Genomic DNA, 19503 nt, shown 5'->3' on the forward strand with positions numbered 1-19503 from the left:
GGCCGGTTTTTTTGTTTTGAAAGTGGTGATGGCATGAGCAAGACTTGGCGCCCCGCAACCCAACTCGTTCACAGCGGAACGCTCCGCTCGCAATTCGGCGAAACATCCGAAGCGATCTATCTGACCCAGGGCTTCGTCTACGACACATCGGAAGCCGCCGAGGCGCGCTTCAAGGGCGAGACCGACGGGTTCATCTATGCCCGTTACGGCAGCCCGACCAATGACATGTTCGAAAAGCGCATGTGCGCGCTGGAAGGCGCGGAAGATGCTCGCGCCACGGCCTCGGGCATGGCCGCCGTCACCGCCGCAATCCTTTGCCAGCTGACGGCCGGCGATCACATCGTTGCCGCCCGCGCGCTCTTCGGCTCCTGCCGCTGGGTCGTCGAGACGCTGGCGCCGAAATACGGCATCGAATGCACGCTGGTCGACGGCCGCTTCGTCGAGAACTGGGAAAAGGCCATCCGGCCGACAACCAAGGTCTTCTTCCTGGAAAGCCCGACCAATCCGACGCTGGAAGTGGTGGATATCGCCGCCGTTGCCAAGCTCGCCAACCAGATCGGCGCCAAGGTCGTGGTCGACAACGTCTTCGCGACGCCGCTCTTCCAGAAGCCTCTCGAACTCGGCGCCCATATCGTCGTCTATTCCGCCACTAAGCATATCGACGGCCAGGGCCGCTCGCTCGGTGGCGTCATTCTCTCCGACAAACAGTGGATCGACGAGAACCTGCAGGATTATTTCCGTCACACCGGCCCGGCCATGTCGCCGTTTACCGCCTGGACGTTGTTGAAGGGCATCGAGACGCTGCCGCTGCGGGTCGCGCAGCAGACGGCGAACGCCGCCAAGATCGCCGATTTCCTCGCCGAGCAGGGCAAGGTCGCCAAGGTGATCTATCCCGGCCGCAAGGACCACCCGCAGGCCGACATCATCGCAAAGCAGATGACCGGCGGCTCGACGCTGGTGGCCTTCGAGCTGAAGGGCGGCAAGGAAGCGGCCTTCAAGCTGCAGAACGCGCTGGAGATCGTCAGGATTTCCAACAATCTCGGCGACTCGAAGAGCCTGATCACCCATCCGGCCACCACCACGCACAAGAACCTCACCGACGAGGCTCGCGCCGAACTCGGCATTTCGCCGGGCACCGTGCGCTTCTCCGCCGGCATCGAGGATGGCGACGATCTGGTCGAGGATTTCGCCCGCGCGCTGGCGCAGGTTTCGGCCTGAGTTTTGTCATGCAAACCCGCCCGGATCTTGTTCGGGCGGGACGGCTCGCCTTGACAACAGGCGCGCCGGATAGCTTCAGCCAAGGCGATTGCCCCTTGGAACTAGCCTTAGTCCCTGAAAAGCCGTATGATTTACCCGCTATAGGGGTTTTCACCAATCCGTTCCTTGACGGGGCAGGTTGTGTATAGGATACCGCTAGATGTCCCGCTTTCGTGGGATCATGGAAAGCGGAGCAGATGCCCTAGACTTAAAATGCTGGAGCGTCCGGTGTGCGTTTATTGGAACGCACGACGTTTCGGAGTAATGACCAAGGTGTCAGGCATGTATCGCGCTCTAACACGGGATATCGAAGTCGTCGTCGAACCTTTTTATCTGGAGGAGCAATCCGACCCGGATGACGACCGCTATGTCTGGGGTTATCGCATTATCATTTCCAACCATTCCACCCTCAATGTCCGGCTGGTGACGCGCTATTGGCACATCACCGATCAGAACGGGCTGGTGGACGAGGTGACCGGGCCTGGCGTCGTCGGCGAGCAGCCGCGGCTTGGCCCCGGCGACACCTACGAATATTCGTCAGGCTGCCCGCTCGATACGCCATCGGGCATGATGTTCGGCCATTATCAGATGGAGACGGACGACGGGGAGCTCTTTCACGTCAAGATCCCCGCCTTTTCTCTCGATACGCCCAATCTGCTGCGGACGCTGAACTGAGCCCGATCAGGCGTCCCTTACCTCGGAGACTTCGAAGCGGTAGGTGGTCGAGCAGAACTCGCAGGTGACGGCGATTTCACCATTCTCCTGGCTCACCTCGATTTCCTCGGCGGAAAAGCCCTGCAATACGCCCTTCAGCTTGTCGCGCGAACAGGTGCAACGGTCGAAGACTGCCTTCGGCTCATAGACGCGCACGCCACGCTCGTGGAAGAGACGGAACAGCAAACGTTCCGTTCCGACCTGCGGATCGGTCAGCTCGTCGGCATCGATCGTCTCGACCAGTGACCGGGCTTCCTCCCAGGCGTCGTCCTCGACATGATGACGCGGGTTGCTATCGCCATCGCCGCCATGGAGATCCGGCTGGCGCATGCGCTCCAGTGCTTCCGGCAGGAACTGTGCGATCAACCCGCCCGCCCGCCAGCGATGGCGCGGCTTGCCGGCCTCGTCGCGGTCGAACAGTTCGGCAGCGCCCAGACGAACGCGGGTCGGGATCTGCTCCGACTGGCGGAAATAGGTCCCCGCGATCTCTTCGAGCGAGGCACCGTCGAGCGCCACGATACCCTGATAGGGCTGGCTGTAGCGACCCTGATCGATGGTGAAGGCGAGCACGCCCTTGCCGAGCAACTGTTCCGGCTCGGTCTCGCCGGCGGCCACGGCCTTTGCCAGCGCCTCTTCATCGAAGCGGGCATAGGCGCGGACATTTTCCGGCGTCGCGAAATCGGCGACCAGAAGATCGACCGGTCCGTCGCCCTTGGTCTGCACGGTGAACTTGCCCTCGAACTTCAGCGAGGTGCCGAGCAACACGGTCAGCACCACGGCTTCGGCCAACAGCCGGGCAACGGGGGCCGGATAATTGTGCCGGGCGAGAATTGTGTCCAGCAGAGGTCCGAGCTGCACGGCGCGGCCGCGCACATCAAGACCTTCGACCTGGAAGGGAACGACATGATCGTCGCCGGCAAAATCGAATTGACCCAGCGAGGCTGCACTTTCCGCCATTGCTTTACTCCTACTGCGCCCGCGGCATCAAACGCGCGGTTCTATATCCTCAGATCGCGCCCAGGCACCAAGCAAGAATCGACTTTTGCGCATGAAGGCGGTTTTCCGCCTCATCGAAAACAACGGATTGCGGACCATCGATCACTTCGTCCGTCACTTCCTCCCCGCGATGGGCGGGCAGGCAATGCATGAACAAGGCGTCCTTGCCGGCCTGTGCCATCAAAGCCTGATTGACCTGATAGGGCTGAAAGACGTTGTGACCGCGGGCCCGGTGTTCCTGATTCATGGAAACCCAGGTATCGGTTACCACGCAATCAACGCCAGCGACCGCACGGTCGGCATCATGCGAGAGCATGATTTCGGCGCCCTGATTACGGGCCCAGTTCAAATAGTGATCCTTTGGCTCGGAACCAAGGGGTACGGCCATGTTCATGCGGTAGTCGAAGCGTGCGGCCCCTTCGATCAGCGAATGCAGCACATTGTTGCCGTCGCCGGTCCAAGCAATCGTCTTGCCCTTGATCGGGCCGCGATGCTCCTCGAAGGTCATGATGTCGGCCATGATCTGGCAAGGGTGCGTGTCGTCGGTCAGCGCATTGATGACCGGCACGGTCGCGTGTTCGGCGAGCTCCAGCAGGCGCGAATGCTCCGTCGTGCGGATCATGATGGCGTCGACATAGCGCGACAGCACTTTCGCCGTATCGCCGATCGTCTCGGCGCGGCCGAGCTGCATCTCGGTGCCCGACAGGAACAGCGTCTCGCCGCCGAGCTGGCGCATGCCGACATCGAAGGAGACGCGGGTTCGGGTGGAGGGCTTCTCGAAGATCATCGCCAGCATCTTGCCGGCAAGCGGCTTGTCGGCCGTACCCGCCTTCAGCGCCCGCTTGCGCACGATGGCGTCGTCGATGATGCTGCGCAGATCGGCAGCAGCAACAGCCGAGAGATCGAGAAAGTGTTTCGGAGAAGCCATGTTCCTACCTGTACTCTAGAAAACAATAACGCCCGCGTGGGGCGCGCATAACCCCTTAAATCGGACCCGATTTAAGGGGTTATGCGCCATTCTAAGTGTTACTGCGTCCTTTGCGCGTCCTTTCGGACGCGCGGCGCAGTAATCCGCCCTGACAGCGGGCGCTGAATTCAAGCCGACTTCTTGATGCGAGCCGCACGCACGCTTTCGGCGGCGCGTTCGATGCGGGCAATACCTTCGCGCGCTTCCTCGGCGGTCACCACCAGCGGCGGCAGCAGACGGATGACGTTGTCGCCAGCCGGCACGCCCAGAAGATACTCGGCGCGGATCGCCTGCAACAGCTCCGCCTGCGGAATGGCGGCCTTGATGCCGAGCATCAGGCCCTCGCCGCGAATATCCTCGATGATATCGGGGAAACGATCCTGAAGCGAAGCAAGGCCCTGGCGGAAGACCAGGGCGATGTCGCGCACATGATCGAGGAAGCCGTCTGCCAGCACGATATCGAGCACGGCATTGCCGACTGCCATGGCGAGCGGATTGCCGCCATAGGTCGAGCCATGCGTACCGGCCTTCATGCCCGAAGCGGCTTCCGCCGTCGCAAGGCACGCGCCAAGCGGGAAGCCGCCGCCGATACCCTTGGCCACGGCCATGATGTCGGGCGTGACGCCGGACCATTCATGAGCAAAGAGCTTGCCGGTACGGCCGACGCCGCACTGGACCTCGTCAAGGATCAGAAGAAGGCCGTGCTCGTCGCAGATCTGGCGCAGGCCGCGCAGGAACTCGTTGGTCGCAGGCCGAATGCCGCCCTCGCCCTGCACGGGCTCGATGAGAATCCCGGCCGTCGCATCGGTAACGGCGGCGCGCACGACATCGAGATCGCCGAAGGGTACCTGGTCGAAGCCCGGCGCCTTCGGGCCGAAACCTTCGAGATACTTTTCCTGGCCGCCGGCGGCGATCGTCGCGATCGTGCGGCCGTGGAAGGCGCCTTCAAAGGTGATGATATGGAACTTCTCGGGATGGCCCTTGGAGAACTGGTAGCGCCGCGCCGTCTTGATCGCACATTCCAGTGCCTCAGCGCCGGAATTGGTGAAGAACACCTTGTCGGCAAAGGTGGCTTCCGTCAGGCGCTTCGACAGCTTCTCCTGGCCCGGCACCTCATAGAGGTTCGACAGGTGCCAGACCTTGTCGGCCTGCGCCTTCAGTTCCGCGACCAGATGGGGATGTGCATGGCCAAGCGAATTCACTGCAACACCGGCGGCGAAATCGAGATAGCGCTCGCCTGTCTCCGTGAACAGCCATACGCCCTCTCCTCGCTCAAACCGCAGCGGGGCACGCATATAGGTGTCGTAAAGCGGCGCGGTTTCAGCCATGGCCCGTATCTCCTCGATCACAACCTTTAGGGCCAATCGTTTCCTTCAAGTGAAACGGGCCCGGAAAAATCAAAAATGCCGCCTTGCGGCGGCTGAGGCACTATTGATGTTTTGCACCGCAATGTCAACAAAACAGGCGATTTAGCAGGCGCGGCAGAGCGCCTCGCGACGAGAGGTATGTCTTCAACTGCTAATATTGCAAAAATGCCACGCTTGGACAAGCAAGTTGGGGAAAACCCCGAAATCGATTCCCCAGGAATCATGCGACTCTTGTCACGGAGTCAGCCTCACACTAGGTTAAACCTCAATTACTAGACTGCATGCGGCGGAACTAGTCACCACAATTTTTAAGCGTTTCGCGCCTCGCCCTAATGCGAGGCAATGGTGAAGGATTCTGCCATCGGAAACGCGACAGCGGAGACAGGGCATGAATTGGACAGACGAACGCGTCGAGAAGCTGAAAAAGCTGTGGTCCGAGGGTTTGAGCGCGAGCCAGATCGCGGCGCAGCTCGGTGGTGTCAGTCGTAATGCCGTCATCGGCAAGGTGCATCGCTTGAGCCTGCCGGGCCGAGCGAAGGCCGGCGGCACGGCGACGGCCGCCCGAGCACAGAAGCGCAACACTTCGGCGCCGCGCGCACCGAACTACGCCTCGCGCGTTGCAACCCGCACGGTTACCCGTCAGCAGGGCGCGACGATGCTCAAGGAAGAAGTCGAGATCGATACGGTCAACGAGATCGAATATCGTCCGGCCGCCAATGTGGTCGTTCCGATTTCGCGTCGCCTCGGCCTGACGGAACTCACCGAGCGCACCTGCAAATGGCCGGTCGGCGATCCGCTGAAGGATGACTTCCACTTCTGCGGCAATGACAGCCCGGATGCATCGCCCTATTGCGGCTACCATCAGCGCCTGGCCTACCAGCCGGTGCATGAACGGCGCCGGCCGGCGGCTCAACCGCGCGGCTGAGTCCCCATAGCTGAGATAAAAGAAACGGGCCGAAAGGCCCGTTTTCTGTTTCCGCCGCTATATTGGGTGACTGACCGGTTTTCCGATCAGGCTTCCATGGAATAACCCGCGCCGCGAACGGTGCGGATGACATCCTGCATATTGGAGAAGTTCAGCGCCTTGCGCAGACGTCCGACATGGACGTCGACGGTGCGTTCGTCGACATAGATGTCATGTCCCCAGACACCGTCGAGGAGCTGCGACCGCGAGAAGACGCGGCTCGGCGAAGCCATCAGGAATTCCAGCAGGCGGAATTCCGTCGGTCCCAACCGCACTTCACGGCTCTTGCGGTGAACGCGATGGGTCTCGCGGTCCAGCTCGATGTCGCCACAGCGCAGTACGGTGGAGAGAACCTCCGGACGGGCACGGCGCAGCATCGCCTTGACGCGAGCCATCAGCTCCGGCGTCGAGAATGGCTTGACGACATAATCGTCCGCACCGGTGGAAAGGCCGCGCACGCGCTCGCTTTCCTCGCCGCGGGCGGTGAGCATGATGATCGGCAGGCGTTCGGTCTCCGGCCGCATGCGCAGCCGGCGGCAGAGTTCGATGCCGGACACGCCGGGGAGCATCCAATCGAGGATCAGAAGATCCGGAATGCGCTCCTGGAGGCGAAGCTCTGCTTCATCGCCTCTCAGAATGGTGTCGACCTCGAAGCCTTCGGCCTCGAGATTATAGCGCAGCAGAACGCTGAGCGCTTCTTCGTCTTCTACAACAGCAACTCTCGGAACCATGCGTCTCTGGTCTCCTTTTCCTGGCGTCTTCGTTATTCCGTCACCGCACCGACTGTGTTGGCGGTATCGTCTTTCGGGCGCTCGCCTTCGGGCTGGCTACCGGTCGCCATGTAATAGATCGTCTCGGCGATGTTGGTGGCATGGTCGCCGATGCGCTCGATGTTCTTGGCGCAAAAGAGAAGATGCGTGCAGGTGGTGATGTTGCGCGGATCTTCCATCATGTAGGTCAGCATCTCGCGGAAGAGCGAGGTGTACATCGCGTCGATTTCCTCGTCGCGCTCACGGATCGAGACGGCCTTGTCGGGCGAACGAGTGGTATAGACGTCGAGCACTTCCTTGAGCTGGCTGAGCGCCAGTTCGGAAAGATGCTCGATGCCGCGCGCCAGGCGGCGCGGAACGCCGTGGCCCTGCACGGCGATGACGCGCTTGGCAGTGTTCTTGCCGAGGTCGCCAACGCGCTCCAGATCGGCGGCGATGCGAATGGAACCCATGATTTCGCGCAGGTCGGCGGCCATCGGCTGGCGACGCGCGATGGTGACGATCGCCTTGTCGCCGACTTCGCGTTCGGCGTGGTCGAGAACGACGTCGTCGGAGATGACCTTCTGTGCAAGGGCGGCATCGCCGTGCACCAGTGCACGGACGCTGTCGCCGACCATCTGCTCCGCCAGACCGCCCATTTCAGCAATGCGGCGCGTCAGGAACTTCAGGTCTTCGTCATAGGCAGAGAGAATGTGAGTGGAGACCATTTTTCTATCCTCAGGGTGAAACGTGTGAAGGGAGCCGCGCGCGGGATATCATCAACCAAAACGGCCCATGATGTAATCCTGCGTGCGGAAATCGTCGGGATTGGTGAACATCTTATCGGTATCGTTCTCCTCGACCAAATGGCCGAGATGAAACATTGCGGTGCGTTGCGAAACGCGGGCGGCCTGCTGCATGGAATGCGTCACGATGACGATCGTGAAGTTTTCCCGCAGCTCATGAATCAGTTCCTCGACCTTGGCCGTGGCGATGGGATCGAGCGCCGAGCACGGCTCGTCCATGAGAATGACTTCCGGGCTGACGGCAACGGCGCGGGCGATGCAGAGGCGCTGCTGCTGGCCGCCCGACAGGCTGGTGCCGGCTTCCAGCAGCCGGTCCTTCACCTCGCCCCAGAGACCGGCCTTCTGTAGGCTGGTTTCGACAATATGGTCGAGATCGGCCTTGGAGCGATGCAGCCCGTGAATACGCGGGCCATAGGCGACGTTCTCGTAGATCGATTTCGGGAAGGGATTAGGCTTCTGGAACACCATGCCGACGCGGGCACGCAGCTCCACGACATCGATAGCGCTGTCATAGACATCCTTATCGTCGAGCGTGATCTTGCCGGTGACGCGGCAGGTGTCGATCGTATCGTTCATGCGGTTGAGGCAGCGCAGAAAGGTGGACTTGCCACAGCCTGAAGGACCGATCAACGCCGTGACCGTATTGACACGGATGTTCAGGTCCACACCGAACAGGGCGCGCTTGTCACCATAATAGACCGAGACGTCCTGGCCGATCATCTTGTAGGGGATCGTCGTCATCTTCCTGGCCAGTGCCTTCTCGCCTGCGGCTTCCGTCATCATGTTCATTCCGTCTTCTCCCTCTACCAACGCCGCTCGAAGCGACGGCGCAGCAGGATGGCCCCGATGTTCATCGCAACAAGGAAGAAGAGCAGGACGATAATGGCCCCGGAGGTTCGCTCGACAAAGGCACGCTCGGCTTCGCTCGCCCACATGTAGATCTGCACCGGCAGGGCGGTCGCGGGATCGAGCGGCGACGTCGGATAATTGGCGACGAAGGCGACCATGCCGATCAACAGCAGCGGCGCGGTCTCGCCGAGCGCATGCGCCAGCCCGAGGATCGTGCCGGTCAGGATGCCCGGCATGGCGAGCGGCAGGACATGGTGGAACACCACCTGCATCCGCGAGGCGCCAAGACCAAGCGCAGCGCTTCGGATCGACGGCGGCACCGCCCGCAGCGCCGAGCGCGTGGCGATGATGATCATCGGCAGCGTCATCAGGCTGAGCACCAGCCCGCCGACCAGCGAGGCCGAGCGCGGCAGGCCCATGACATTGATGAAGACGGAGAGGCCAAGCAGGCCGTAGACGATCGACGGCACGGCGGCGAGATTGTTGATGTTGACTTCGATCAGGTCCGTCAACCGGTTCTTCGGCGCGAATTCCTCGAGATAGATCGAGGCGGCGACGCCGACCGGTAATGCCAGAACCAGCACGGTCAGCATCAGATAAAGCGAACCGATCAGCGCGACGCCGAGGCCTGCGGCTTCCGGACGGCTGGAATTGCCCGACAGGAACAGGCCGCTGTTGAACGCCTTGTGGAGCGCGCCGCTGGCGGCAAGCTGCCTCATCCAGCCGAGCTGTCGGTCGGAGACCTTGCGGTCCGCCTCATTCGCCGTCAGATCGATCTGCCCCTTGTTGGCGGAATCGATATTGGCGTCTGCAAGCAGCGTGATCTTCACCGTTTTCCCGATGATGGAGGGGTCGGCCATGACCTTGTCGCGCAGCATGCTTCGCGCACTGTCCGAGACCATCGCCGTCGCCTCACGCACAAGCGCGCGATCGGCGGGATCGATGCCCAGCGCCTTTACCAGGGCATCGCGGACGAGAACAGGATAATTGGCCGCGATCAGCACCTTCGGATCGCTGGCACGCTTGCCAGTGGGATCGATTACCTTCTCGACAAACTCGATCGGCAGGGTGATCGAGGTCTGCACGAAGGCGGTATAGCCATGACGCACCACCGACGAGACCAGAGCGATGAGGAAGACAAGGCCGAAGGTGACGGCGGCGATGCCATAGGCGCGGAACCGGCGCTCGGCGGCGTAACGGCGCTTGATGCCGATATCGCGCCGCGCCGGTGCGCCGGGCGTCAGCCCGCGCGGGATCGGCGGCTTTGCGGAGCATACGAGATCGCTCATTCGTATTGCTCCCTATAGCGACGGACGATGTAGAGCGCGTAGACGTTAAGGCAGAGCGTCAAGCAGAAGAGCGTGATGCCAAGCGCAAAGGCGACCAATGTCTGCGGCGAGGTGAATTCGAGATCGCCGGTCAACTGGTTGACGATCTTCACGGTGACCGTCGTCATCGGCTCGAAGGGATCGAACTGCATGCGGGCGGCGACGCCGGCGGCCAGCACGACGATCATCGTCTCGCCGAGCGCCCGGGAAGCCGTCATCAGCAGCGCACCGACAATGCCCGGAAGGGCTGCCGGCAAGAGGACGCGCTTGACCGTTTCCGATCGCGTCGCGCCAAGGCCGAGCGAGCCGTCGCGCAGCGAGCGCGGCACCGCCATGATGATGTCGTCGGAGAGCGAGGAGACGTAGGGGATCAGCATGACGCCCATGACGAAGCCGGCGGTCAGGACGCTCTGCGCCTCGATGAAGCTCGCATAATTGCCCGTCAGCAGGCCGTTTATATCAGCGGAGATGTCACGCAGAAAAGGCCCGACGGTCACAAGCGCGAAGAAGCCGTAGACGATGGTCGGAATGCCGGCCAGCACTTCGAGCATCGGCTTGGCGAGGGAGCGCACGCGGGCCGAGGCATATTCGGCCATGTAGATGGCGGCGAACAGCCCGACGGGAACCGCGACAAGCATGGCGACAAAGCTGATATAGAGCGTGCCGGCCAATAGCGGGATAAGGCCAAAGGTGCCAGACGTTTGCGCGCCGGCGCCGGTAAAGCGCGGATCCCAGACGGTGCCGAAGAAGAATTCGGCGGCAGGCACCATGTTGAAGAAACGGGCAGCCTCCGACAGCATCGAGGCGGCGATGCCGAGCGTCGTCAGCACGGCAATCGACGAGGCGACGATCAGGCCACCGAGAACGACCTGCTCCACCCGATTGCGGGCGCGAAAACGTGGCGCGATGGCGCGCAGTCCATGAATGGCGCACAGAACAGAGAGGATGATGGCCGCGGCCGACATGACGACACGGCTCACATGGCGCATGCCGTTATATTTGTTGGCGGCGTCGACCATGTAGCCGGTCGGCCGGACCGCGAGCGGCACGCCCTTCTGCGCCAGCATCAGTTGGAGATCGACTGCGCCGGCGGCGACGGCGGCAAGTTCCTGATTGTCGAGCAGACGCATGCCGTGGGCGATGCTGCGCACCACACCGTAGCTGAGGTTAAGTTCGGCTTCCGGCAAGGTTTTCACTTCCTCGGGAAAGGATTTGACCACGACGTCGTCGATCACCTGCGGGCTGATGACGAGCCAGGCGCAGATCAGCGCCAGCGCCGGCAAGACCGCCCATATGGCGACATAAGCACCGTGATAACCGAGCCGCGAATGCAGGACCGAGGACCTGCCGCCCGACAGCGCAGCCGCTCTCGTCCGCCCCAGCACGAAGGCGGAGGCGCCGATGATCGACAGGCATGACAGCAGCAGTGACACACTCATTCCCATTCCCTGGCCCATTTCCCGGCCTATTTCCCGACAAACGCCGGCGCGAGTGACCGCGCCGGCGGGCAGTCCCTTATGCGATCACATGATCTTCCCGTTCGCGACGTCCTTGCGGATCTGGTCGCGCTCGGCATCCGGCGCCGGCACCAGGCCATATTCGGCCAAGGGGCTGTCCGGTCCGATCATCTGATCGCTGGTGAAGAAGTCGACATATTCCTTCAGGCCTGGAATGACGCCGAGATGCGCCTTCTTGACGTAGAAGAACAGCGGCCGCGACACTGGATAGGTGCCGTCGGCAATGGTCTGACCCGACGGCACGATGCCACCAACGGTCGCGACCTTCAGCTTGTCGGCATTATTCTGATAGAAATAGAGGCCGAAGACGCCGACGCCATGATTGTTGGCATTGATGCGGGCGAGCGTCTCAGGATAGTCGCCATCGATATCGACCGCGACGCCATCCTTGCGCACCGCGATGCATTTTTCAGCCTGCTTGCCGGCATCCGGCACCGCCGCCTTGATGACATCGAGCGCCCCGGAGTCCTTACAGCCGGCGGCGAGCACCTTTTCTTCAAAGACCTCGCGTGTGCCGTGCTTCTCGCCCGGAATATATGCGGCGATCTCGAAATCCGGCAGGGCCGGATTGATCTCGGACCACTTCTTGTAGGGATTGGCAACCAGCTTGCCGTTGACGACGACTTCGGCGGCGAGCGCCTTGTAGAGGTCGGTCGGCACGAATCTGATGTCGGGATTGCTCTTATCGTAAGCGAAGACGATACCGTCGTAACCGATCTTGACCTGCTGGATATCGGCGACGCCAGCCGCCTTGCAGGCGTCGACCTCGCTGCCCTTGATCGGGCGCGAGGAATTGGCAATGTCGATGGAGTCGGGACCGACGCCCTTGCAGAACTCCTTCAGGCCGGCGCCGGAACCGCCGGATTCGACGACGGGCGTCTTGTAGTTCGTAAAGGTCTCGCCGAAGGTCTCGGCAACGATCTTGGCATAGGGGAACATCGTGGAAGAACCGGAAATCTGAATCTGATCGCGGGCCATGGCGGCCCCGGCGAAGGTGACCGAAGCAACCAACGCTGCGATAGACGATTTCAACGCATTCATGGTGAATCCTCCCTGACGGACTTTGAAGAGCGCGACGGCGAACGGAACGTCCGCCTGTTTCAGCATCTCTTTTTTAGCTGTCAAAGCACCGCCCTTTTATGTCAGGCGAGTGAAACAATTATGACAGTATAATCCCTTGAAATTTATGGGTTATACTGCGGTCAAAATTGTCGGTTCACAGAGGCTTTCAGAAGCGGACCGTAAAGTCCGTTCCTTTTCCGACTTCGGACTTGACGATCAGCCGCGCGCGGTGGCGGGTCAGAATGTGCTTGACGATGGCAAGCCCGAGACCGGTGCCTTTTTTCGAGCGGCTGTCCTCGACATTGACGCGATAGAAGCGCTCGGTCAGGCGCGGCACATGTTCGGCCGGAATGCCCGGCCCCCTGTCGGAGACGATGACCTCGACGGCCTGGCCCGGCTCGTTCAAGAGCGAGACCTCGACCATCTTGCCTTCCTGACCGTATTTGCAGGCGTTCTCGATCAAGTTTTCGAAGACCTGCACCAGCTCGTCGCGATCGCCCAGCACCTCCACCTTGCCGGGCGGCAGATGCAGGTTGATGGTGACGTCGAGATCGCCGGCGAGCGGCAGCAGCGCATCGCGGACATGGCCGAGCAAGGGCACGAGATCAACCTTCTGGTCCGGCGCGATATGGGATTTCAGCTCCAGCCGCGACAAAGACAGGAGATCGTCGACCAGCCGGCTCATACGCGTCGTCTGGTCGAACATGATGCCGAGGAAGCGCTGCTGCGCCTTCAGATCCGCCTTGGCCGGACCCTGGATGGTCTCGATGAAACCGCGAAGCGAAGCGAGCGGCGTGCGCAGCTCGTGGCTGGCATTGGCGACGAAGTCAGAGCGCATGCGGTCAATATGGCGAAGCTCCGAAATATCGCGGAAGGACAACACGAAGAACGTGCCCGGCTCGATCTCGGTCTCCGGCAGGTCGATTGGGGCGATGCGGACGATATAGACGCGTTCGGACGGCAGCCGCTCGGAATGTTCGATCTGGTTCGGCGCATTGGTAGCGATCGTCTCGCGCACCATGTCGAGCACGCCGGGGGAGCGCAGCTTGGCGGAGATATGGGCGTTGAGCGGAAAGGCGCCGAACGCCTTATCGGCGGCGGAATTCTGCGCCACGACGGAGGCCTCGCGGTCGACGATCAGCACCGGCATGTCGAGCGCGGAAAGACCGGCGGAGACCATGCTCAGCAGGGCATCCGGATCGGTCGGCGCCGGCCCGGCAGGCGATTGCGGTTCAATCTTCTCGATCAGCGGCGCGCGGGTCAGCGCCACGATCACGGCAATCATCCAGATCCAAAAGACGACGGCGGTGTTGATGCCCTCGATGAGTGCCAGACTGGCGATCAGCGTCGCCAAAATCAGGATGGCGGCCTCCTGCCGCAGCCGCGCCGCCAGCTTTCTGAGGAATGACCATTCGTCTTGCAAGTGCACCCGTCCCTTTGCCTGCCATCATGGAAACCAAGACTCTGCGTCTTAGCGGGGATTCATGACAGAAGTTTACGGCTCTATCCACAGAAGCCGGCAGCTTACGATAATAAATGTAGCCGGCGAAGGAGGCCATCGGCAAAAGGCTTGAAAAGGCTGGATAAATGCCCCACCTTGGCCATGAGGTTTTTTGCCGTGCCGGCAAGTACGGCTCAGGCGATGTCAATTGCGGAGGAGCGGAACGCATGGCAGAGGAAGTGGAAAGCCGCGCGGTGGAATTGGACGTCCACGGCAAGATGCGCATCTTCGACGTCGACGACCCCGTCCTGCCAGCCTGGATCGAAGACGAGGCGCTTGGCTCCGACGGCTATCCCTACAAGAAGAAGCTGAAGGACGAAGAGTATCTGGAAGAGCTTGAGAAGCTGCAGATAGAGCTCATCAAGGTGCAATTCTGGCTACAGTCGACCGGCAAGCGGGTGATGGCGCTGTTCGAGGGGCGCGACGCTGCCGGCAAGGGTGGCTCGATCGCGGCGACCTCGGCGCATATGAACCCTCGCCTTGCGCGCGTCGTGGCGCTGACCAAACCGACCGACCGCGAGGCGGGCCAATGGTATTTCCAACGCTATGTCGCCCAGTTCCCGACGGCGGGCGAGTTCGTCCTCTTCGACCGCTCCTGGTACAACCGTGCCGGGGTAGAGCCGGTTATGGGCTTCTGCACGCCGAAGCAATACGAGCAGTTCCTGAAGCAGGCACCGCGGATGGAGAGGCTGATCGTTCAGGACGGCATCCTGTTCTTCAAATTCTATCTCGATATCGGCCGGGAAATGCAGCTCAAGCGCTTTCACGACCGGCGCCACGACCCGCGCGCGGTCTGGAAGCTTTCCTCCATGGACATCGCCGCCCTGACGAAATGGAAAGACTACAGCGAAAAGCGCGACCGCATGCTGAAGGACACGCATACAGATTACGCGCCCTGGACGGTCATCCGCGCCAACGACAAGCGCCGTGCCCGCCTCAACCTCATCCGTCATATCCTGCTGACGCTCGACTATGACGGCAAGGACGCAAAGGCGATCGGCGAGATCGACGGCAAGATCCTCGGCTCTGGCGCGCAGGTCCTCAAATAGAGGATCGCGGCACTTATTGTCCCGGAAGGACTCGGATTGCGTAGACGTTGACGCCGCGCGCCTTGCCGTCGAGATCGCTGTTGATGATCAGATGGCCTGATGCCGTGGGTGCCAGCGACCGGTCGTAACGAACCTGGAACAGGGCATCGGTCTTCTGCCGGGTGACGTTGAAGCGATGACGTCCGCAATTGCCGAGCGAGCCGAAGTCGCATTCGACGGTGATCTGCGTCGGCGTGTCGGAGGTCGATTGCAGCGTCAGCGCGACGGTCGACGACTTGCCAGCCAATTGCTGCAACACGCTGGCCGGCACCTCGACGGTGACATCACCGTCCGAGCCATTGCTCGCGGAGGTCAGCCGCACTGCCGGGCCTTCATTTTCCGAGACGTTCTCAGCCTTGGCCTGCGCGCCGCTGACGACTTTCGCCGCGTCGGTCGGCTTCAGGATCTCGATCCACTCCTCGGAGAAGCTGTTCTGCGGATCGATCACCGCCAGGCCCGGATTGACGGGGCCGCTATTGTCATCGTCGCTGGACGCGTCCTCGTCATTGCTGCTGCCGTCGAAATCCTGGGAATCGACATGTGCCGGCGGATTGCGGACGCTGGTATCGCGCTGCGCCGCCGTCATGAAGACGCCCGAGGTCTTGACCCACCAGGCGCCGACGCCGAGGCAGGCGAGCAGGATGCAGAAGACCAGCAGGCGCGAGAAGAACTTGCGCGGCTTGCGGCGAACGGCTGCGCGCTCCGGCTTGAAATTCATCGACCGTGTCGTCGCAGGCGCGGGTGCTGCCTGCCGCGCATCGCTGTCGGCGCCGAGATGATCGGCGGGGCCGGCACCCATGTCACCAAAATCGCCTTCGGGCGCGCGGGGTTCAGCGGCAACGGGGGCCGGCGCGGCAACCGGATGATGATCGCGCGTGTCGCCACGCACGCTCATCGCAGGCTCCTGCTGCATCGGCTGTTGCTGGGCATGCTGCGGCGACGTCACTGAGGGGATGTGGGGTGCTTCCGGCTCGATCGGCGCCGGCGTTTGCGGCGGGTGGGCGCGCTCCTCGCTCTCGATCGCCCGGATCGTCTCCTCCAGGCGCTGGCGCTGAGCCGAAATGACGTTGATGTCAGTAACATCCTGCTTGCGAAGCCCGGCTTCCAGCGCCTGTCGCGCCGACTGATAGACACGGGCCCGAGTTTCCGGATTGGCGCGATCGGATCGCTCCAAGGCGTTTCTGATAGCCGCTTCTAGTCCGCTCACATCCGGTCCTTTACTCTCACTCGCGATACGCCCGCATACTCTACTGGCAAGACGACCATTCTCTTTACCATTGGCTAACCAGAATCGGTAACGCCCCGCTTGGCAATGTGCAAGTCTCTGCAAATCACCCGCGGACACTCCGGCGGGGATAAATGGCAAAGACGACACAAATGGGGTGACGGTAGGCAGTAGAGGGGAAGCGTTCACCCGTTATTGCCCGCTGCCTCCCGGCATCTTTCCCTCCAAACGGACATCTGTTATCTGTTTGACGTTTTCGTAAACGTCAAAGATGGATGATGTTCATGGCTCTTCCTGCAATCCTGACCGAGCGCCTGCGGCTGCCGGTCGTGGCCTCACCCCTCTTCATCATCTCGCATCCGGCGCTGACGCTGGCGCAATGCAAGGCCGGTGTCGTCGGCGCGTTTCCGGCGTTGAACGCGCGGCCGGAGAGCCAGCTCGACGAATGGCTGGCGATGATCACCGAGGATCTCGCCGCCCATGACGCCGCCCATCCGGAGCGGCCATCCGCCCCTTTTGCGGTCAACCAGATCGTCCACACGTCGAACAAGCGGCTGGAGCACGATCTGATGCTCTGCGTGAAATACAAGGTGCCGATCGTCATCTCGTCGCTTGGCGCGGTGCCGGAGGTCAATGCGGCCGTGCATTCCTATGGCGGCGTCGTGCTGCATGACATCATCAACAACCGCCATGCCAATTCGGCGATCCGCAAGGGTGCGGACGGGCTGATCGCGGTGGCGACCGGCGCCGGCGGCCATGCCGGCCAGCTCTCGCCCTTCGCACTCGTCCAGGAAATCCGCGAATGGTTCGACGGGCCGCTGCTGCTTGCCGGCGCCATCGCCAATGGCGGTGCGATCCTCGCGGCGCAGGCGATGGGCGCTGACATGGCCTATATCGGCTCGCCCTTCATCGCGACTCAGGAGGCACGCGCGGCGGACGCCTATAAGCAGGCGATCGTCGAAGGCGCCGCCGCCGACATCGTCTATTCCAACTTTTTCACCGGCATACACGGCAATTATCTGAAGCCCTCGATCCTCGCCGCCGGCATGGACCCAGACAACCTGCCCGAGGCCGATCCCTCGAAAATGGATTTCGAAACGGCAACGACCGGCGCCAAGGCCTGGAAGGACATCTGGGGCTCCGGCCAGGGCATCGGCGCCGTCAAGGCCGTCGAACCGGTGGCAGCGCTCGTCGACAGGCTGGAGGCCGAATACCGCCAGGCACGCATCCGACTGGCACTCTGAGATCATCACAAATGCGGCCGGCTTTTCACAGGCCGTCCGCATTTTTTGCCAATCGGCAATTTGAGCGCTTGAAATCTGATCGCATTGACTGTATCAGCGCCATGCAAATCGCGGGGCCGAACCGAACGCCCCTTGAATGCCGCTTTAGCTCAGGTGGTAGAGCACATCATTCGTAATGATGGGGTCGCAGGTTCGAGTCCTGCAAGCGGCACCATTTGTTTTCTGTCCGACCCGGAGACATAGGTAACACTTCGTTCCTAAGACATAGGTGACAACCTCGTGCCGAACGGGTTGTCGATGGTTTGCAATGTCCTCTGTTCCAAGTCGATCTATCCTAGATCATACTGCATGAAGCTGACGAGCCAAATACCGTCATCGACCTCCTTCAGTCCCAGTTTCTGTCCAGCGAGCACGATCGAGATGTTGATTTTCTTGCGATAGATGCAGACCCGTCCGCAGTTGGTGACGAGCACGTCTCTGTCATGGAAGGGATAGTCGATCTCCGGCAGGCCGAGATAGGGCCGCGCAGAGGCGCTGTAGAGATCGGCGGGCACCTTCATGCCGATCGCCTCATGTGGCCTCTCGCGATTGAATTCGCTGACAAATTCATCGAAGCGTACCTGTTGCTGAAGAAGCGTCCGTCCGGGTGGTCGGGTCGCTTCCTTCTTGAGTGTCAGATGCATGCGCTCATGCCGGCCGTTCTGCTGCGGATGCCCAGGCTTGATGCGCTCGATGGCAATGCCGAGCCTCAGCCAGAAGACCGACAGCTTCGACAGATTGTAGAGCCCGTTTGGCGAAGCAAAGGGCAGGCCGTTGTCGGAGCGGATTGCCTTGGGCAGCCCATGCTCGGCAAAGAGCCGGCGGAAGGCTTCGAGCACGGCCTGCTCCCGCGTCGATTCGAAGGCCTCGCAGGCGAGCAGATAGCGCGAGGCTTGGTCCGTCACCGTCAGGGGGTAGCAGTAACGGCCATTGCCCAGCTTGAATTCGCCCTTGAAGTCGGCGCACCACAGGTCGTTCGGGTCAAGCGCCTGCGAGAGTGTCGTCCCCATGGCCTTGTTCGCCCGGTTCCTCTTGCGGGCCTGGCTCACAAGGCCGTGCCGATCCAGAACCGCATGCACCGTGCTTCTGGCTGGAAGACGCACGTCGCCCGCAAGCTTGCGCACCAGAAGCTCCCGGATCTTGCGTGCACCCCAATGCGGCTTCTCCTTCTTGAGCCGCACGATCATTGCTTCGACAGGATCTGGCAACTGGTTGGCATAGCGCACCGGCCGGCGTGACCGGTCCGTCAGGGCTTCAAGCCCTTCGTCCTTGTAGCGGTTGAAGATCTTGTAGCCGGTCTTGCGCGATATGCCGAAGTCTCGGCACACCGCACTCATGCCTTCGCCCTCCAGGAGCCGGGCGACAAAACGCAGACGTTCCTCCATCACCGAAGTCTCTCTCCACGGCATCAACACCTCCCGCAAAGCGAAAAGTGTTACCCGTCTCTCCGGTACAAAACGTCACCTTTCTCTCAGGTCGGACATTCCACTTAGCACTGAATGACCCGCTCTGCCCTTCCCGGTACGTTTAGGGGCGCTCTTTTTAGCCACGCGAAGCTATTAGCTGAAGCGCCGTCTCTCAATCGCGACGCAGGTAACTCTTCTTGCCACTGTCGGTGATACAGAAATGGCCGCCGCGCGGACCGACACAATATTTGGCCGCTCTGCATGAGCATTCACCAGACGGAGTGGGGGTCATTTCCACGGAATTTGAATCCGCAAGACCTGCGGCACCATTGAGACGACCGGTATATGCCTGACACGACCTCTTACTGGCGCTGACAGATCCATCATTGCAGATGAAGGTATCGCCTTGGCAATGATCGATACC

Annotated in this window: 18 protein-coding genes and 1 tRNA gene; 6 read left to right on the forward strand and 13 right to left on the reverse strand. The window is 61.5% G+C overall.

Annotated features, from left to right (window positions below):
- Positions 1–33 precede the first annotated feature (33 nt).
- Both RRH01S_RS22700 and apaG read left to right on the forward strand, forming a co-directional pair.
- Positions 34–1218, forward strand: a complete 1185-nt coding sequence (locus RRH01S_RS22700; RefSeq protein ID WP_034520199.1) for an O-succinylhomoserine sulfhydrylase — start codon at positions 34–36, stop codon at positions 1216–1218.
- Between the two features lie 321 nt (positions 1219–1539).
- Positions 1540–1932, forward strand: a complete 393-nt coding sequence (gene apaG / locus RRH01S_RS22705) for a Co2+/Mg2+ efflux facilitator ApaG/CorD (protein WP_007695580.1) — start codon at positions 1540–1542, stop codon at positions 1930–1932.
- Positions 1933–1938: 6 nt separating this feature from the next.
- On the opposite strand, the gene RRH01S_RS22710 is transcribed toward apaG, so the two are convergent.
- The 3 genes from RRH01S_RS22710 to RRH01S_RS22720 form a co-directional block, all read right to left on the reverse strand.
- Positions 1939–2928 (reverse strand): Hsp33 family molecular chaperone, encoded by a 990-nt coding sequence (locus RRH01S_RS22710; protein ID WP_007695578.1) that lies wholly within the window; start codon positions 2926–2928, stop codon positions 1939–1941.
- Positions 2929–2977: 49 nt separating this feature from the next.
- On the reverse strand, positions 2978–3895 hold the full coding sequence (gene argF, locus RRH01S_RS22715) for an ornithine carbamoyltransferase (RefSeq protein ID WP_007695576.1): 918 nt from the start codon (positions 3893–3895) through the stop codon (positions 2978–2980).
- Between the two features lie 167 nt (positions 3896–4062).
- Positions 4063–5262, reverse strand: coding sequence for an aspartate aminotransferase family protein (locus tag RRH01S_RS22720; RefSeq protein WP_034520198.1), 1200 nt, complete (start codon positions 5260–5262; stop codon positions 4063–4065).
- Between the two features lie 427 nt (positions 5263–5689).
- Between RRH01S_RS22720 and RRH01S_RS22725 the strand changes: the two genes are divergently transcribed.
- Positions 5690–6226, forward strand: a complete 537-nt coding sequence (locus RRH01S_RS22725) for a GcrA family cell cycle regulator (protein WP_007695572.1) — start codon at positions 5690–5692, stop codon at positions 6224–6226.
- Positions 6227–6312: 86 nt separating this feature from the next.
- Here the strand turns inward: RRH01S_RS22725 and phoB are convergent, their stop codons facing one another.
- The 7 genes from phoB to phoR all read right to left on the reverse strand — a co-directional run bounded on the left by phoB (position 6313) and on the right by phoR (position 13999).
- Entirely contained in the window at positions 6313–6996 is a 684-nt protein-coding gene (gene phoB, locus RRH01S_RS22730) for a phosphate regulon transcriptional regulator PhoB (RefSeq protein WP_007695571.1), read from the reverse strand.
- Positions 6997–7028: 32 nt separating this feature from the next.
- Positions 7029–7742, reverse strand: coding sequence for a phosphate signaling complex protein PhoU (gene phoU / locus RRH01S_RS22735; RefSeq protein WP_034520197.1), 714 nt, complete (start codon positions 7740–7742; stop codon positions 7029–7031).
- Between the two features lie 51 nt (positions 7743–7793).
- The gene (gene pstB / locus RRH01S_RS22740; RefSeq protein WP_012650914.1) at positions 7794–8609 is read right to left on the reverse strand and encodes a phosphate ABC transporter ATP-binding protein PstB; all 816 of its coding nucleotides are present in this window, start codon (positions 8607–8609) and stop codon (positions 7794–7796) included.
- A 14-nt stretch (positions 8610–8623) separates the two neighbouring features.
- Positions 8624–9958: a phosphate ABC transporter permease PstA gene (pstA, locus tag RRH01S_RS22745; RefSeq protein WP_034520195.1), complete on the reverse strand. Its 1335-nt coding sequence runs from the start codon at positions 9956–9958 to the stop codon at positions 8624–8626.
- Positions 9955–11436 (reverse strand): phosphate ABC transporter permease subunit PstC, encoded by a 1482-nt coding sequence (gene pstC / locus RRH01S_RS22750; protein ID WP_034520194.1) that lies wholly within the window; start codon positions 11434–11436, stop codon positions 9955–9957. Before pstC ends, pstA begins: the two co-directional genes overlap by 4 nt.
- 84 nt (positions 11437–11520) lie before the next feature.
- Positions 11521–12555 carry a PstS family phosphate ABC transporter substrate-binding protein gene (locus RRH01S_RS22755; RefSeq protein ID WP_034520509.1) on the reverse strand — a complete coding sequence of 345 codons (1035 nt, stop codon included), beginning with the start codon at positions 12553–12555 and terminating at the stop codon, positions 11521–11523.
- Between the two features lie 187 nt (positions 12556–12742).
- Positions 12743–13999, reverse strand: coding sequence for a phosphate regulon sensor histidine kinase PhoR (gene phoR, locus RRH01S_RS22760; RefSeq protein ID WP_174005626.1), 1257 nt, complete (start codon positions 13997–13999; stop codon positions 12743–12745).
- 245 nt (positions 14000–14244) lie between these two features.
- On the opposite strand from phoR, the gene ppk2 reads away from it, so the two are divergent.
- Positions 14245–15126 (forward strand): polyphosphate kinase 2, encoded by an 882-nt coding sequence (ppk2, locus tag RRH01S_RS22765; protein ID WP_012650909.1) that lies wholly within the window; start codon positions 14245–14247, stop codon positions 15124–15126.
- Positions 15127–15139: 13 nt separating this feature from the next.
- Here ppk2 and RRH01S_RS22770 read toward each other — a convergent pair whose 3' ends face one another.
- The gene (locus RRH01S_RS22770) at positions 15140–16372 is read right to left on the reverse strand and encodes a RodZ family helix-turn-helix domain-containing protein (RefSeq protein WP_034520193.1); all 1233 of its coding nucleotides are present in this window, start codon (positions 16370–16372) and stop codon (positions 15140–15142) included.
- Between the two features lie 302 nt (positions 16373–16674).
- On the opposite strand from RRH01S_RS22770, the gene RRH01S_RS22775 reads away from it, so the two are divergent.
- Together RRH01S_RS22775 and RRH01S_RS22780 are read left to right on the forward strand one after the other, a co-directional pair.
- Positions 16675–17634 carry an NAD(P)H-dependent flavin oxidoreductase gene (locus RRH01S_RS22775; RefSeq protein ID WP_034520192.1) on the forward strand — a complete coding sequence of 320 codons (960 nt, stop codon included), beginning with the start codon at positions 16675–16677 and terminating at the stop codon, positions 17632–17634.
- A gap of 138 nt (positions 17635–17772) precedes the next feature.
- A tRNA-Thr gene (locus tag RRH01S_RS22780) sits at positions 17773–17848 on the forward strand.
- 115 nt (positions 17849–17963) lie between these two features.
- Here the strand turns inward: RRH01S_RS22780 and RRH01S_RS22785 are convergent.
- Both RRH01S_RS22785 and RRH01S_RS35320 read right to left on the reverse strand, forming a co-directional pair.
- A complete protein-coding gene (locus RRH01S_RS22785) occupies positions 17964–19082 on the reverse strand; it encodes an IS481 family transposase (protein WP_441295935.1) in 1119 nt (372 codons plus the stop codon).
- A gap of 169 nt (positions 19083–19251) precedes the next feature.
- Positions 19252–19500 carry a YdcA family protein gene (locus RRH01S_RS35320; RefSeq protein WP_502579483.1) on the reverse strand — a complete coding sequence of 83 codons (249 nt, stop codon included), beginning with the start codon at positions 19498–19500 and terminating at the stop codon, positions 19252–19254.
- Positions 19501–19503: the final 3 nt, after the last annotated feature.

Source organism: Rhizobium rhizogenes NBRC 13257, assembly GCF_000696095.1.
GTDB classification, from domain to species: Bacteria; Pseudomonadota; Alphaproteobacteria; order Rhizobiales; family Rhizobiaceae; genus Rhizobium; species Rhizobium rhizogenes.